General features: G+C 38.1%; 18 protein-coding genes and 2 tRNA genes. 11 read left to right on the top strand and 9 right to left on the bottom strand.

Annotated elements, in window-relative coordinates; genetic code table 11:
* Positions 1–33: 33 nt before the first annotated feature.
* Positions 34–855, top strand: a complete 822-nt coding sequence (locus ACZ5XR_RS18230; RefSeq protein ID WP_464497735.1) for a hypothetical protein — start codon at positions 34–36, stop codon at positions 853–855.
* 44 nt (positions 856–899) lie between these two features.
* Here the strand turns inward: ACZ5XR_RS18230 and ACZ5XR_RS18225 are convergent, their stop codons facing one another.
* Entirely contained in the window at positions 900–1,142 is a 243-nt protein-coding gene (locus ACZ5XR_RS18225) for a DNA alkylation repair protein (protein ID WP_464497734.1), read from the bottom strand.
* An 83-nt stretch (positions 1,143–1,225) separates the two neighbouring features.
* On the opposite strand from ACZ5XR_RS18225, the gene ACZ5XR_RS18220 reads away from it, so the two are divergent.
* Positions 1,226–1,504 carry a hypothetical protein gene (locus ACZ5XR_RS18220; protein ID WP_464497733.1) on the top strand — a complete coding sequence of 93 codons (279 nt, stop codon included), beginning with the start codon at positions 1,226–1,228 and terminating at the stop codon, positions 1,502–1,504.
* A gap of 49 nt (positions 1,505–1,553) precedes the next feature.
* On the opposite strand, the gene ACZ5XR_RS18215 is transcribed toward ACZ5XR_RS18220, so the two are convergent.
* Together ACZ5XR_RS18215 and ACZ5XR_RS18210 are read right to left on the bottom strand one after the other, a co-directional pair.
* Positions 1,554–2,039, bottom strand: coding sequence for an Hsp20/alpha crystallin family protein (locus tag ACZ5XR_RS18215; RefSeq protein WP_464497732.1), 486 nt, complete (start codon positions 2,037–2,039; stop codon positions 1,554–1,556).
* Between the two features lie 55 nt (positions 2,040–2,094).
* The gene (locus ACZ5XR_RS18210) at positions 2,095–2,571 is read right to left on the bottom strand and encodes an Hsp20/alpha crystallin family protein (RefSeq protein ID WP_464497731.1); all 477 of its coding nucleotides are present in this window, start codon (positions 2,569–2,571) and stop codon (positions 2,095–2,097) included.
* Positions 2,572–2,784: 213 nt separating this feature from the next.
* On the opposite strand from ACZ5XR_RS18210, the gene ACZ5XR_RS18205 reads away from it, so the two are divergent.
* Together ACZ5XR_RS18205 and ACZ5XR_RS18200 are read left to right on the top strand one after the other, a co-directional pair.
* A complete protein-coding gene (locus tag ACZ5XR_RS18205) occupies positions 2,785–3,552 on the top strand; it encodes an SDR family oxidoreductase (RefSeq protein ID WP_464497730.1) in 768 nt (255 codons plus the stop codon).
* Between the two features lie 162 nt (positions 3,553–3,714).
* Positions 3,715–3,873, top strand: a complete 159-nt coding sequence (locus tag ACZ5XR_RS18200; RefSeq protein ID WP_464497729.1) for a hypothetical protein — start codon at positions 3,715–3,717, stop codon at positions 3,871–3,873.
* A gap of 54 nt (positions 3,874–3,927) precedes the next feature.
* On the opposite strand, the gene ACZ5XR_RS18195 is transcribed toward ACZ5XR_RS18200, so the two are convergent.
* Together ACZ5XR_RS18195 and ACZ5XR_RS18190 are read right to left on the bottom strand one after the other, a co-directional pair.
* Positions 3,928–4,488 carry a GNAT family N-acetyltransferase gene (locus tag ACZ5XR_RS18195; protein ID WP_464497728.1) on the bottom strand — a complete coding sequence of 187 codons (561 nt, stop codon included), beginning with the start codon at positions 4,486–4,488 and terminating at the stop codon, positions 3,928–3,930.
* A 304-nt stretch (positions 4,489–4,792) separates the two neighbouring features.
* Entirely contained in the window at positions 4,793–5,920 is a 1,128-nt protein-coding gene (locus tag ACZ5XR_RS18190) for an amidohydrolase (RefSeq protein WP_464497727.1), read from the bottom strand.
* Between the two features lie 251 nt (positions 5,921–6,171).
* Between ACZ5XR_RS18190 and ACZ5XR_RS18185 the strand changes: the two genes are divergently transcribed.
* Both ACZ5XR_RS18185 and dapF read left to right on the top strand, forming a co-directional pair.
* Complete coding sequence (locus ACZ5XR_RS18185; protein ID WP_464497726.1) at positions 6,172–6,963, top strand: hypothetical protein; 792 nt, start codon at positions 6,172–6,174, stop codon at positions 6,961–6,963.
* A 72-nt stretch (positions 6,964–7,035) separates the two neighbouring features.
* Entirely contained in the window at positions 7,036–8,013 is a 978-nt protein-coding gene (dapF, locus tag ACZ5XR_RS18180) for a diaminopimelate epimerase (protein ID WP_464497725.1), read from the top strand.
* A gap of 15 nt (positions 8,014–8,028) precedes the next feature.
* Here dapF and ACZ5XR_RS18175 read toward each other — a convergent pair whose 3' ends face one another.
* Positions 8,029–9,870: a DNA ligase D gene (locus ACZ5XR_RS18175; protein WP_464502364.1), complete on the bottom strand. Its 1,842-nt coding sequence runs from the start codon at positions 9,868–9,870 to the stop codon at positions 8,029–8,031.
* A 130-nt stretch (positions 9,871–10,000) separates the two neighbouring features.
* Here ACZ5XR_RS18175 and ku point away from each other — a divergent pair, with 130 nt between their 5' ends.
* From ku to ACZ5XR_RS18160, 3 genes are all read left to right on the top strand, one after another.
* Positions 10,001–10,831 (top strand): non-homologous end joining protein Ku, encoded by an 831-nt coding sequence (gene ku, locus ACZ5XR_RS18170; protein WP_464497724.1) that lies wholly within the window; start codon positions 10,001–10,003, stop codon positions 10,829–10,831.
* 227 nt (positions 10,832–11,058) lie between these two features.
* Complete coding sequence (locus tag ACZ5XR_RS18165) at positions 11,059–12,009, top strand: nucleoside hydrolase (protein ID WP_464497723.1); 951 nt, start codon at positions 11,059–11,061, stop codon at positions 12,007–12,009.
* A 235-nt stretch (positions 12,010–12,244) separates the two neighbouring features.
* A complete protein-coding gene (locus ACZ5XR_RS18160; protein ID WP_464502363.1) occupies positions 12,245–12,448 on the top strand; it encodes a cold-shock protein in 204 nt (67 codons plus the stop codon).
* Between the two features lie 710 nt (positions 12,449–13,158).
* Here ACZ5XR_RS18160 and ACZ5XR_RS18155 read toward each other — a convergent pair.
* The 3 genes from ACZ5XR_RS18155 to ACZ5XR_RS18145 form a co-directional block, all read right to left on the bottom strand.
* On the bottom strand, positions 13,159–13,452 hold the full coding sequence (locus ACZ5XR_RS18155; protein ID WP_464497721.1) for a DUF6509 family protein: 294 nt from the start codon (positions 13,450–13,452) through the stop codon (positions 13,159–13,161).
* A gap of 95 nt (positions 13,453–13,547) precedes the next feature.
* Positions 13,548–13,639, bottom strand: a tRNA-Ser gene (locus tag ACZ5XR_RS18150).
* 3 nt (positions 13,640–13,642) lie between these two features.
* Positions 13,643–13,716, bottom strand: a tRNA-Gly gene (locus ACZ5XR_RS18145).
* A gap of 206 nt (positions 13,717–13,922) precedes the next feature.
* On the opposite strand from ACZ5XR_RS18145, the gene ACZ5XR_RS18140 reads away from it, so the two are divergent.
* Together ACZ5XR_RS18140 and pfkB are read left to right on the top strand one after the other, a co-directional pair.
* Positions 13,923–14,675, top strand: a complete 753-nt coding sequence (locus ACZ5XR_RS18140; RefSeq protein WP_464497720.1) for a DeoR/GlpR family DNA-binding transcription regulator — start codon at positions 13,923–13,925, stop codon at positions 14,673–14,675.
* Positions 14,672–15,586: a 1-phosphofructokinase gene (gene pfkB / locus ACZ5XR_RS18135; RefSeq protein ID WP_464497719.1), complete on the top strand. Its 915-nt coding sequence runs from the start codon at positions 14,672–14,674 to the stop codon at positions 15,584–15,586. The genes ACZ5XR_RS18140 and pfkB overlap by 4 nt, the downstream gene beginning before the upstream one ends.

The raw sequence follows: 15,586 nt of genomic DNA, 5'->3' as shown, positions 1-15,586 counted from the left end.
TGTAGTGAAAATTACATTGAAAAGGGGGATTGAATGAAAAGGTTTTCGATATTCTGCATTTTTGTTTTAATCCTCCTCCATAGTCATCCTACATTTGCAGCATCCGAAATCAGTTATAAAATTGAAATGCTGCACTGGAATGATGTTAATCGTATTTTACCGAAATACACGAAATTTACGGTTTTGGATGTGGAGACCGGAAAACGCTTCAAGGTACAGAGAAGAGCAGGCAGCCATCATGCAGATGTCCAGCCTTTGACTTCGAAGGATACAAAAATAATGAAGAAAATTTACGATGGCAAATGGAGTTGGAAACGCCGGGCGATCATTGTCATGCACCATGATCAATGGATTGCTGCCTCCATGCATGGAATGCCGCATGGCGCAGGTGCATTGAAGAACAATTTTCCCGGGCATTTTTGTATTCACTTTTTTGGAAGCACAACACATCGAACCAATTCAATGGATCTCTCGCATATGCTGATGGTTTTCAAGGCTTCAGGAAAACTGGGTGAGTACTTCGGGAAAGCAAACCCTTATGAGGTCGTTAGTGCCTATATTGCCGGTTTTAAACAGCAGGATGCACGAATCGTTTCAACAGCCTCAATACAAAAAGTGAAATGGAAGCCGGTTCTGTCTAAAATTGAAAATGTTAAAATAGCGCGTATGCCTCTATTACCGGCTGAAGACTTAACTGAGGAGATAAGTCTGGATATTCCGATTGAGATTGATTGGTACATAAAAAATCGGGGGCGCCAAACCTTTAATGGAAACATTCATTTAGTTCGCTTTTCACAAATGGATGGTTGGAAAATCGATTCCCTCCAATTCTTAAAAGAGAATCAATTACCTTAAAAAACACCTTATAAATGAAAAAACATTTATAAGGTGTTTTTTTATTAGCGCTGTTCGCCAAATTTAATAAAGGTTCGCTCATCTTCTATTAATCCGCAAGCCGCACATTGGACACGGGTATTCGGCCCATTATAGGGAAGATGAAAGGGTACTAATTCATTTTCTGCATATTGATGGACGACCTCCCCTGACTGCGGGTCAAGCTTAACGGAATGGGCAACCTGTTCAATAATGTTAAAGCGGCTCCGATTAGTTTTACAATTAGGACATTTGTAAGGTGTACTCATTGTTTTCTCCTTTCCAAACTTTTCTTTAATTTTTGCCATTATGTGAGGAAATATGTAACAATGCATCTAGTGGGGTGAGTTTATTGTCAGATGAAAAGGAGATTTATGATTTTTTATTAAGTGAATACCGCTCGATTTGGAATAATCGTCAATTATCCTTGGTGGAAGGAAGCAGTCAGAAGACGTTGATGGATGCAATAAAAAGAGATTTATTGGATGAAAATTCTCACCCAAGAATCAGGAAAAATAAATATCAGAAATACTATATGGCATCCAAACGGGTCCTACATTCGTCCTTATCGCCAGAGATTAAATTACAGTTAATGGAGCTACACAATCAAATTATGGACGAAATCGGCTGAATAAAAAGGGGATGAATGAACAAAAGAGACAGCGTAATGCTGTCCCTCCTTATTCGGGACTTTGATTTTCGAAGGTAATCGGTATATTTTCGACTTCCTCACTTTGAAGAGGCAGATAGATATATAAGACACCATCACGGATTTCTGTGCGAACCTGAGAGCCTACAATCGGATATGGAAGGGATAGTTCTTTTTGAAAGGTTCGATTCGCTCGCTCTTTAAATAAATATTTTCGATCATGCTTTAATGTTTTGAACTCACCGGAAATCGTTAAAAGCTGGTGCCGAATTGTTATGTGAAGATCCTCTTTTTTCAAGCCTGGAATTTCAGCTTCAACGACAAGCAGGTTGTGTGTTTCATATAAATCGCACTTTGGATAATTACCCGTTAGATTCGTAAAGGAATTTTTCAGTGAATGCTTTCCCGTTTTATTTGAGGTTTTTTCATCGAATATTTGGTTCCAAAAGCTTTCGGATTGATAGTTTTGGCTGACTTCGAGCCATTTTTTGAATTGATCGATATCCAGCTTTACCACCTCCCATCCTTCATCATATTGTTAATCATGATAAATATGCTGAGAAAATGGTACTTTACATTATTTCGGTAACATCAATTTGGGAAAATTGCATATCAATATTTTTAGGGATTTTGACTTCCAGTGTCCCATCTTTAAAATTTGCTGTTGCTCCTTTCTTTTTTACAATAGCGGGAAGAGTAATGGTATGCTTGTCGTCGATCAGTGGAATGTGCTCCACAATCAACTGATTGGATGTATGATAAATGCGCAGTTGCTTTACCCAGCCTTCATCCTTTATGGGAATCCTTACAAAAACAAAATCGTGTGTCTCAAAAGCGGTGGAATTTAAAGCTCCTGACGGTGATGGCGTTTGGGAGGGGGGAGACTGGAATCCGTTAAACATATCCATTGGATTCATCATTCCTCTTGTTCCGCCGGGCATGATTTTTCCAAGTAGATCTTGAACAAAATTATTGATTTCCTCAGGCTTCATTTTCTGCATGGTGTCCTTCATATCTTTATTAAAAGGGAACATATTCCAAGGGAACATTTTTTCTCATCCTTTCAGGTCAAAGCCCCCGGATAAGGCGCTTCCGCTAACATTTCTGATATGACATACTATGCAAGGACTCGCCCATCCGTTATAAATAGTTTAGAAAGAACTTTAGTACATGTTAGATATTAAAAAATTTGCATATATAATTAATTCTTTTTAACATATAGTAAAGGAAAAACGTTTTGAAATAGAGAGAGGTAATTGGCTGTGAATAAAAAATCTGCGTTGATAACGGGAGGAGCTTCTGGGATTGGCAAAATTACGGCAATTTTACTTGCAAAAAAAGGCTGTCAATTAATCATTAATTACCGGAAAAGTGAAACAGAGGCAATGGACTTGGCAAGGCAATTAACGAAAGAATTTGGTGTCAAATGTATGACGATTCAAGGGGATGTCTCGAAACAGGAGGATTGTGAGCGAATAGTTAACAAAGCTTTATCGATTTATCCATCCATCGATATATTGATTCATAATGCAGGACCATACATACATGAAAGAAAAAAATTGACCGAGTATACATTTGACGAATGGAACCATATGGTTGCCGGCAATTTATCAGCCGTCTTTTATTTATCAAAGCTCCTTATTCCTGCTATGAGGCAGCAAAAATGGGGAAGAATTATCACAATGGGATTTGACCGCGTGGAAACAGCGCCAGGCTGGATTTATCGTTCTGCTTTTGCAGCAGCCAAAACAGGGCTTGCTTCGCTAACAAGAAGTATTGCAATAGAAGAAGCAGATTATGGGATTACCGCAAATATGGTCAGTCCAGGGGATATTGTCGATGAGTGGAAAGAGAAAATCATCAAAGATTCGATAAACCATGGACAAGGTCCTGCCAACAGGCCAGGTACTGGAGAGGATATTGCAAGGGTGATTTCGTTTCTCATTGATGAGGATTCTAGCTTTATCACAGGAAGTATCATTCCAGTGACTGGAGGAATTGATGTATTAGGAAAGGCATTTAAAAGATAATTTTTCATGACCACCCATTAATAGCTAAATAAGAAATAAATTCATTATACACACGATGTTCAAAATACTTTTACAACTTTTCGAACTATTTAATAAAATGGAATGAAAAGCGCTTCTTTTGTGGATAATAATAAGTAATCATCTATGAAAGGAGCAAAGATAATGAGTTTTAACATTAACCGCATTAACCCAAATCAAACCCAAGTATTTTTTCATGATGGCCGCTTTGAAACACTGACGAATGAGGAATTGGAAGAATTTTTGCTCCAAATGGGTATAAGCGATGTAAATGAAACAATCGAGCAAAGTGTCATAGAATAAACTCATGTGCAATTATTCAAAAAAAAGACTAGGCTGCAAGGAGGCCTAGTCTTTTTATGCTTCCAGCAAATGCGAAGAATCGGACTGTTCTGCACCATTTCGCATAAGATAGAAGGTATATTGATCCTTAGGAATTTCATATAAATCGTAAACATCTTCATTAGCATTTAATTGCTCATAAAGTGTTTTTCTGGTTTCATTTGCTTTTACAACATATGGGAGCTTTTCTGCTGCTTTAATGGAGCGGATGTTTACCTTGCGAATCCTCATAAAAATAGTTTCAATTCCCAGTTCATAAAAAAGCTCTTGAAAAAAAGCATCCTTTGCCGGGCTGTTATATCCTTTACCATGATAAGGTTTCCCCAGCCAGGTTCCTAAAAATCCTGCATTATTTTCAATATCAAACAAATTAATGGTGCCAATAGGAGCTCCCCATTCATCCAGAATGGTACGGGAAACTACTTCACCGCGTTCTTCAGCTTCAATGGTTTGTTTGGTGATAAATAAGAATTCATCGTAGGATGCTGCTTTTTGACGCACAAAAGGGAAGACATCTGGATGCGTTAATAATTCGTATAATGCATGGCTGTCGTGAAGATCACGTTTCTTTAGCATGATTATCCCTCCAATTAGGGCATTCCGATCCCATGTCAAAAGAAGCGGTCCACCCTCGAAATTTTTTATTGAATTGATAAAAAATTTCGGGGTGGGAATCGAACCCACTAGAACCAGTTTACTGGTGGCGCACCATTTGCCTTCCCTATATCATTTTTTTTGTTAAATAATGTGGGTGTAAACCTCCAAAAATTAGGCCTCAAAATTGTTTCACTTAGAGTATAATACAAGAAAAAAAGGAAAAAAGAAATAGGCTTTTGAAGGATTTACATGAATTTAATATGGCAATTTTCAACAATATATACTACGCTTCCTTATAAACTATGTTCCCGCCAATCATCGTCCATTTGGGCTTTGCCAAGTAATGAAACGGGTGGTGGCTCCACAAAACCAAATCGGCATCTTTTCCTGCTTCGATACTGCCAAGTTTGTCATCCATTTTTAAATTTCTTGCCGGGTTTATCGTTATCCCTTCTAATGCTTTTTGTTCCGGAAGACCTTCCCGCATCGTAATGCCGGCACAGATATTTAAGTATTGAATAGGGGTGTAGGGGTGGTCAGTCGTAATGGAAACCTCAACACCATGATTCGACAATTCCTGGTATGTCTTCCAGGTCTTATTTTTCAATTCTACCTTCGACCTTCTTGTTAGGGTTGGTCCCACTGAAACCTTCAGATTCATCCCGGCAAGTTCATTGGCAATAAGATGGCCCTCGGTACAATGCTCAATTCTTAAGTCAAGTCCAAATTCCTCAGCAAAACGAATCGCCGTAATAATGTCATCTGCTCTGTGTGCATGGATCCGTACGGGAATTTGTCTTTTTAAGGCCATAACAAGCGGGGCAATCCTTAAATTCTCCGGGTTGTCAGCATGCATGGCATGATAGAATGCCTCCCGAAGCATGCCCATAATTCCCATCCTTGTGATAGAATCGCTCTTTCCATTACTATGAACTCGTTTCGGGTTTTCTCCTAAAGCAATTTTTAGACCGGCAATCTCTTGAATAATCATTTTTTTTATATTCTTACCAGAGGTTTTAATAACAGAGGTCGTGCCGCCAATCACATTGGCGCTGCCTGGCATGATATGAACGGTGGTGATACCGCTTTTAATCGCATCTGTAAAGGCGGTATCGAGGGGATAGGCGCCATCAAAAGCACGAATATGCGGTGTCATAGCCTCTGCTGTTTCGTTTGCATCATTACCTGCCCATCCGGTTCCTTCATCATATAGACCTAAATGTGTATGAACATCAATAAACCCGGGTAACAGATATAGCCCATTACAATCAACCATTTTCATATCCGCACCTGTTGAAATGTTTCGGCCTACCTTCGTTATTTTTCCCTCTTCAATTAAAACATCACCGTTTTTGATCGGATTTGCTGTTATCGGATAAACGGTAGCATTTTTTAAAAGTAATTTCGTCATAATAAAACCTTTCTACACTGTATTTACTCTTTTATATGCACAAATGCCCAGTTTTGTAACTATATCATAAAGAAATATTGCTTTAATTTTACCCAAATTCGAGCCAAACAATAAAAATGCCTTCGAATTTCTTTAATGAAGTGATCAAATCTCTTTTTTTGTGAATTCATAGAAAAAGAAAATCTGTATTCATTTTTTTGGCTGTTAATTAATAGACTTGATATAAGAGGAATGGATAAGGGGTTTTCAGAATGAGGATAGATGAATATTACCGGGATACAGCCAATTTGAACCTGAATGGTAGTATAGCTTCACTAATTCCAACGGCTTTGATTGTTTCGCTAAATCTCTATTATTTTCAAATAAAAGAGATAATGCTATTAACTATACCTTTTATCATATATAGCCTGATAAGTTTTCAAATCTATTTATTCAGAAAAAAGCAATCGATAGCGATTGGTAAAAATATGATTCATACTGTACATCATTTACAGTCTTTATTTAAAGCCCGGCAGCTGTTAATCGTTTTTTTAAACACCTATTCGCGTAAGGTTTTACTCTTTTTCCCAGATGGCCATTTGGCTGGCGAAATAAAAAGATTCCCCAGGAAGAAAACTCCGCTTTTTAAGAATTCCAAAGCTTTTGTTTTTGCTGATCATACCAACCATGTTCTTGGCTATTTTGAAATAAAAAGAACAGGAAAAAGAAAAAAAATGATTAGGGTTTACGATTCCACATTTCAATATATAGGCTGTTATGAAAAAACAAGGGATGAGTGGTTAAAATCCAAAAAGGAGCTGCTCGATGAAGCTGGCAGGTTCATCGGTGCAGTGGAAGGCTCACCCTTATTCATGGATGAGCATATTTTGGACAAGACCGATAAAACGGTGGGGCGTTTGCAGAGAGGCTTGATGCCGCTTGAATGGAGCAAGTTTTTTCCGGAACCGAATACCCCGGTTTTAACCTTTTCAGAATCCCTTACAAGCAAAGACAGGCTTCTAAGAATGTCATTTTTAATAAATGAATATTTTATTGAACGTTAATCGGTTCCTTTCATTATCATTGTTTGATAAAATATATTATTAATGGACATCTCGGTTGTGGGGGTAATAGCTATGCAAATTGAATTAATAAAAGGACACGGTTCTGGAAATGATTTTTTGTTAATTGATGAAATTTCAAATTCCTATACATTTTCGGAAGAAGAACGTGCCAAGTTAGCCAGAGTTTTATGTAATCGAAATGGTGAATTAGGTGCCGATGGTATTCTTTTTGTGATGAAAAGTAACCATGCTGATGGCAGAATGAGGGTATTTAATTCGGATGGATCAGAGGCATCAATGTGTGGAAATGGACTGCGAATTGTTGCAAGATATGTGTGTGAAATGCTTCAGGTAAAAGAAGCCGTAATTGAAACGATGAAGACCGATCTAAAAGTAAGTAAACAAGTTGATATTTATGCGGATGTTTTCACCTATCAGGTTGAAATTTCTCCAGTTTCCTTTCAAGTTGATGATTTGCCGCTGCAATTGCCGGCCTCTACCTTACTGAATGAGAAAATACCTGAGCTTTCCAATGAATTAGTGTTTTCAGCCTTAGCGGTTCCCAATCCTCACTTAATAGCGATTGTTGAGAAAGAACAGCTATTGTCTGACCTCCAAACAACCATCAGTGAAAAAGTGAATGGTCCCAATGATTTATTTCCAGATGGCGTGAATGTTAGTTTTGTACGCTTCATGGATGAAGGAAATATCTATGTAAGGACGTTTGAACGCGGGGTAGGGTATACCAATGCCTGCGGGACTGCCATGTCTGCCTCATCCCTTGTAACCTGTTTAAATGGCCTGAATCCATTGGAGAGCCCTATTCAAGTCTATAATAACGGCGGCAAGGTTCAATGTATTGTTCATGAAACAAAAGGGAATTATTCCATTGATTTAATTGGGAATGCTACCTATCTATTTAAGGCCAAAATTGACCTGGACTTTGCGGGTGAAACATTCCATTTAACTTCAAAAAATGATTATTCAGAACAGGCTGCGTATGAAGGGCTGCAAGCTGAAGCATCGCAGTATTTAACTGAAAAAATGTAAGGATAAGGGCTTGCCTTATCCTTTTTTTGCACCTTGTTTTAAAACCTCGAGGACTGGAGTGAAGGGTTGAATTTGTTTGGTTGAAAAGTAACTCTTAAAAGGATCTCCCAAATTTTTAATCCGATGAAGGGCATTTTTCATCGTAAATTGAACAGATTCAAGTTTTGAGTTAACTTCATCCCAGTACAGAGGTGTGGCTGCCCCTGCATGCTCATTTCCTCGCAATGAATAGGGTGCAACAATGGTTTTTCCTTCCCCGTGCTGGACATAGTCAACATAAAGCCTGCTTCCGCGGTTTTTCTTCATCCTTTCGATCGTAAAGGAATTCGGGTCTTTTGAAATCAAATATTCCGCAATAAAACTTGTAAAAAGCCTGGTATCCTCGTATGTGTATGTATCCTTCGGTAAAGGGAGGTAAATTTGCAATCCCTTATTACCTGAGGTTTTGATAAATCCAATTAAATTTAATTGGTCAAGGACTTCTTTTATCATAAGGGCCGCTTTGACTGCCAATGGGAATGCCTCCCTTGATGGGGGATCCAAATCAAAAACGATTTCACTGGGGCCCTTGCTGTTTATAGTTTGAAATGGAACATGAAATTCAATCGCTAATTGATTTCCAAGCCAAATTAACGTTTGCAAATCATTGCAAATAATATAATCGATGCCTTCCATCCGATATGTTTGAACAAATTCCGGAGCATATTCAGGACAGTTTTTTTGATAGAATGCCTCACCAAACATCCCATGAGGATATCGAATCACTGTTAAAAGACGATTTTCCAGAAATGGCAGCAGATAGGGGGATACTTCACGTAAATATAAAATATAATCTGCCTTTTGAATATTGATTTTTTCCCACAGCGGTTTATCAGGATGCGTGATTTCCAACTGACTTGGCAAGTTTTTTTGCTGAATTTGAAACCGTTCATATGTACATTCAACAGGTGTTAAATCAAAGCGGAAGCGGTGAAAATGCGGCTCTCTTAACTGGTTTTCATAAAGCTCTAAATATTTGACTTCAAGGCAAATGGCAGGCTCTACATAGATAAACTGCCGATCCTCTTTCACCATATTTTGTTTGATTGTCTGCTGTATGGCCTGTTTTTCATCTGGCTTAAAACCAAAAAGGACCTGTCCGATACCAGCCAGCTCATCTCCTTGATAAACACCAATTGAAAAGTAGCCGTTGTTTTTATCATAGGACGTAATAAAACAGCTGACATATTTCCAGTTTTTATATTTTAGCCAAAGGGTTGATCGTTTGCCTTCCTCCCATTGACTTTTTCTATGCTTTATGACAATTCCTTCACCATCATATAAAACAACTTTTTCCCAAAGTTCCGTAAAATGATCATGGGCCATTACCATCTGCAGCAGCTGTGAATCATATGGATCGGCTTCAATAGAAAAGCCCATCTTTTGAAACAAGTTTATTAACTCCTTTTTTCGATTTTGAAAAGTCAGCGGACATTGGTTTTTGCCGGATATTTCAAGGGTATCAAAAACCATCAATCGACATGGAGACTTTTTAGCTGCTTCAAAAATTTTTTTTTCAGATTTCAAGCGGCCTCTAACCTGGATGGCAGCGAAATTTGCCTTGTAGGGGTTTTCCAAAGAAACAAGCTCACCATCAAGCTTGAGTGGTAAATAGGGTTTAAATTTTTCCTCATGGTTTAATAAAAATTCCTTTATTTCTGGAAATTGTGGAAATAGCGGTTTGCCGTTTCTGCTCGTTAATAATAATTCTTCCTCACTCCATTCCAAAACGGCACGGAATCCATCATATTTCACCTCGTACAGCCAATCGGCATCATCAGGCAGATCAAACGTCAAGGTTGGCAGCATCGGTTTCATGGTCATTATCCCTCTCCTTTTTCATTATTTTGTTTGAAAATGAATTGGTTCATCCTTTTCCAGAAGTTTTTATGAATGTTATAAAAGCTGAACCTGCAAAATATGAATAAAAAGAAATGGAGAAAACTATATGCATACGATGTGGAAAGGAAGTATAAGCTTTGGTCTTGTGAACATCCCGATTAAGCTTCATACGGCAACAGAAGACAAGGACATCAAGCTGCGAACCCTCCATAATAAATGTCATGCTCCGATAAAGTATGAAAAAATCTGTTCGGTTTGTGAAGAGGAAGTAAAACCGGAGGATATTGTCAAGGCATATGAGTATACAAAAGGGAAATTTGTTGTTCTCGATCAGGAAGACCTTGAAAAACTTCGAAAAGAAAACGAAGAAAAAGCGGTTGAAATCATTGATTTTGTTAAAATGGAACAAATTGACCCGATTTACTATGACAGAAGCTACTACATGTCACCAAGCGAAGGAGGCGGGAAAGCCTATTCATTGCTTAGGAAAGCCCTTCAAGAAACACAAAAGGTGGGCCTGGCAAAAATTATTATCCGCTCAAAAGAGCAATTGGCTGTTATTAGGGTATATGAAAATACGCTCGTTATGGAAACCATCCATTACCCGGACGAGGTGCGCAGTGCAGGTGATGTTCCTAGTGTACCTTCAGAGGATAAGGTAACAAAAAAGGAACTGGACACAGCCATATTATTAATTGACCAATTAACAACTGATTTTGAACCTGAAAAATATACGGATGAATATCGGACCGCATTATTAGAACTGATTGAATCCAAACGGACAGGGAAAGAGACCGTTACTCCTGCAACAAAGGAAGCGGCATCCAACGTGACTGATTTAATGGCAGCATTGCAAGCATCCATTGACCGAACAAAACCAAAAAAAGCACCAGCTCCAAGGAAAAAAGCAGCAGCCAAAATCAAGAAAGAAGCATAAATTTCCAAAGATATATCATTGATAAGCTGTGTTAAAGGCGAATGTGGAATTTTTTATAACGGTTGATTGGAGTGGAGGGCACTCGACTCCTGCGGGATGAAGAGGTCACGGGAGACCCCGCAGGCGCCTAAAGCGCCGAGGAGGCTCCCGGACCTCCCCACGGAAAGCGAGTGCCCGGAGCGGAAATCAACCACTCTATTTATAGATAAGCAATTGGGGGAGAGGAAATGGCTTATAATGTGCTGATGTTTGCTGACCCCGGAATTGATGATTCATTTGCCATCATGTATGCCTTATTAAATCCCAAAATTAATTTAGTCGGGATTGTCAGCGGTTATGGGAACACGCCAAAGGAAATGTCGATTAGGAATACAGCTTATCTTTTAAATCTTGCCGGCAGGGATGATATTCCCATTATTGCAGGAGCAGCCGGCCCCTTGTCTGGTGAACCTATTCAATATTATCCCGAAATTCATGGAAAAGAAGGGTTGGGCCCATTTAAAGTTCCGAAAGACTTAAAAAATGCTCAGGTATTTGATATGAATAAAATTATCGAAATTATATCCTTTTATAAGGAAGATCTTATAATTGTGAATGTTGGTAGATTAACAGAATTAGCGTTAATGTTTATCATATATGGAAACGATGCCCTTAAAACCGTAAAGGCCTTTTATATAATGGGAGGTGCTTTTTTAGTTCCAGGAAATATTACCGCTGAAGCAGAAGCGAATTTTTATACCGACTCGATTGCCGCAAATTCAGTAATGGAAAAAGCTCGAAATATTTATTTACATCCACTAAATATAACGAACAAGGCTATTATTACCCCTGATATCATTGATTTCTTAGCAAAAAACAGCCCAACCCCCTTTAAATCAATCATAAAGCCAGCGTATGATTACTACTTTCATGCTTATCAAAAATTTGTCCCCGGGATAAAGGGAGCTCCACTTCATGATGTTTTCCCATTAATGGCATTAGCTAATCCAGATCTGGTGAAGTATATCCCAAGAAGGGTAAGAATCGAGGAATTTGGCGCGGCAAAGGGAAAAAGCATAGCCGATTTTCGACCAAAGCCAGACCCGGAACCGCCAGTAACACTGGATCAAATCGGAATGGAAGCCGATTTACAGAAATATGTTGTGGACTTTATGGAAGTTTTTTTACAGGGAGAATAAAAAAAGGAAATAAACTGCAAAGCTGTTCTTTTGACAATTTTAAAATATAAAGGTATTATTAAAGTATGCTATTAAGTTCGGAAATTATTTTCATAAAAGGTGATGCAGGAGTGCATCACCTTTTTTTGATAAAGCGGGAATAAATCTTAAATGATGCAAATACAATTAAATGATTGCTTACTTTATTTTCCGCATAGATAAAAAAGCTTTGCAATATGTTAAAGGGGTGAGTAGTTTGGCTTTTGGCAGACGTAATGAAGAGGAAGTTAAATTAGAAGAAACAAAGATTTGGAAATGTAATTCAGATACATGCAATTGCTGGGTTCGCGATAATTTTAAAAGCGGTGATGTTCCCCTCTGCCCTATATGCAAAAGTGAAATGAGTCTTACAACAAAAGAATTGCAGGTCATCCATAACCATAGCAAAAATTTCATGTGAAAATAAAAAGTAGGGATTTTCACTACGGGTTCCGTTCCCTATCACTAACATTAAAAATGTAAGTTAAAATGAGTGCCAATTTTGAAATTGACACTCATTTTTTATTGGTGTAAAGCCATTTGGGTAGAACTTACATATTAATTTGTATAGGGAAATGCACCACAAATTGTAGGGGGACAATGGCTGTTGTACCCCTATAATTTTACTTCAATTTGATAGACAAGTTATCTTACAAAAAATTCTTAGAAACATAAGTAGTCTTACATTAATTGAGTAATGAGTGATATTTAAAATAAACGGAGATTTTTCGGTTATTTGCAAAATGGAGCTCGTTTCGGGGTAAATAAGGGGATGATTTCCGGTTAAGCAAAGGAAAATCCCCTATTTTCATGTTTTTCGAGTCAATAGGCGGAATCTTTCCGTCTATTTTAGCTATTTTCAGTGCTATTTCCAAATTAAGAGAAATTTCTCCGCTTATTTATCAAACTAGGTGCTTAACTTGCCCCCCCCCCAACCGATAAGAGCGGACCCAGATGAGGGAATCAGCATCTTTTTATCGAGTAACATTCAGGTACCGGTATTAAAAATGGCTTAGTCGAGCCATTTTATTTTTAATAGCAAAAACAGATACAAAAGGCAGTACCAATTGGGCTGTATTTTCGGGTTTTGCAACATGAAACGGAACCCGTTAAGATTTCCCCTACTTTTTTTTATTGAATACTATTTTCCTTACAATATTGTAGAACCAATTCTTCCTCGTCGTCCTCGAGGGCAAAGTCCAGCACTTTTTCGCTGCCTCTTTCGAAAAAATGATAGTTGGAAATCTTTGCTCCTTCCTCATCTTTTACGAATATCAACTTTATTCCCACACCTTTTTCAGAAAAAAGCTCATCCTCGTCATCTACTTCAAGGTGAAGGAAAAATTCATAACGGTCGCCGGATAATAATCCAAATGGATCTTCAAGCTTTTCGACTGTATGTCCAGTAATGTTCAAAATAATCATCCTTTGCTTATGTAAAGTCCTTTATATTATACACATTTCTAACTAATAAAAATAAAAAACACTTCTTTAAAAGTGTTTTAAACAGATTTTATGTATGGAGGAGAAGATGAGATTCGAACTCACGCAACGGTTGCCCGCCCTAGCGCATTTCGAGTGCGCCCCCTTATAACCACTTGGGTACTTCTCCATTTGGAGCGGGTGACGGGAATCGAACCCGCGCCGCCAGCTTGGGAAGCTGGAGTTCTACCATTGAACTACACCCGCAATATGCCCTTCGACAGAATTGATTATACCATATTAATACTAAATCTTCTAGTTAAATGATTGCACCTTAATGGATCAATCAACTATATCATTTAAAAACAATCAAAAACGTTCATAATTTGAAAGTTTTTGAAAGAAAATGATTGATTTCTGTAATCGGTTTCAGTATTATATAATTAAGAACAAAAATTCTAGGTGGTGATGACATGTTAACACCCGAACGTCATCGAATGATTTTACAGCTATTGAAAGAAAAAAATATCGTGAAAATACAGGAAATCGTTGAAATGACCGATACTTCTGAATCGACAATCCGCCGTGATTTATCACAATTAGAAGAAGAAAAGCATTTAAAAAGAATTCACGGCGGGGCGCAAAGACTTCAGGGGAAATTACAAGAGCCGAGCATGGTTGAGAAATCTTCCAAAAACCTTCAAGAAAAACGGAAAATTGCCAAATATGCGGCAGGTTTAGTGGAAAAAGGTGACTGCATTTATCTTGATGCCGGATCAACGGTCGTCGAAATGATTGAATTCTTAACAGAAACAGATATCGTTGTCGTCACAAATGGTCTGTCTCACCTGATACCGCTATTAAATAAAGGAATTTCAACTTATTTAATAGGCGGTTTAGCTAAACCGAAAACAAACGCCATTATTGGACGAGGTGCATTGGCAAGCCTTGATCTTTACCGCTTTGATAAATGTTTTTTAGGAGTAAACGGAATCCATCCAGAGTTTGGGTTCACCACTCCAGATCAAGAAGAGGCAATGGTGAAAGAAAAGGCAATCTCCCTTTCAAGAGAAGCATATGTTTTGGCGGATGAATCGAAGTTTTCCGAAATCGCCTTTGCGAAAATTGCTGATCTTAGTAAAGCATTCATTATTACAAATGAAATGGATCAAGAAACTCAGACACTATATGAAAATAGAACAAAATTAAAGGTCGTGACTTCATGATATACACATTAACATTAAATCCCTCTGTTGATTACATTGTTCAATTGGAAAGTTTTCAATTAGGTGAATTAAATCGGACGACACAGGAAACAAAATTTCCTGGCGGGAAGGGAATAAACGTTTCCAGGGTTTTAAGTTCAATCGGTGTATCCAGTAAAGCGCTTGGTTTTACCGGCGGATTTACCGGGAAGTACATTGAGGATTACCTTCATACCGAGCAGATTGCTACCGATTTTATCAATGTGAAGGAAGATACCCGGATTAATATTAAGCTTAAAACTGGTCAGGAAACGGAAATAAATGCAAATGGCCCAATGATCACGGAAGACAACTTCAAGAAATTAAAAGAACAAATTGGTCAATTAACAGATAATGACCTTTTAGTTTTAGCCGGCAGTATACCATCGACCCTGCCTTCCTCAACCTATGAAGAACTTGTGAAAATCTGTAGGGAAAATGGTACTGCATTTGTCGTGGATGCAGAAGGAGATTTGTTAAAAAAGGTTCTCTCCTATCATCCGTTTTTAATCAAGCCAAATCATCATGAGCTTGGTGAATTGTTCCAAACAACCATAACAAGCTGTGAAGAAGTAATACCTTTCGGAAAAAGGCTAATTGAAATGGGAGCCGGGAATGTGATCGTTTCGCTTGCAGGCGAAGGTGCTGTTTTTATAAATAAAGATAGATCATTAATTGCTGAAGTGCCTAAAGGAAACGTAAAAAATTCAGTTGGCGCTGGGGATTCAATGGTGGCAGGCTTTCTTGCTGAATTTTTAAAAAGTTCAAATGTGGAAAAGGCGTTTCAATATAGTGTGGCATCAGGCAGTGCTACTGCATTTTCACTTGGTTTATGTAAGAAGGATTTAATAGAGGAGCTCCTTGTACAAGTAAAAATAAGAGAAGTGAATTAG

This window comes from Neobacillus sp. Fa239, from assembly GCF_055395235.1.
The sequence above is the reverse complement of the archived record's forward strand: the minus strand, read 5'-3'. Positions and strand labels throughout refer to the sequence as shown.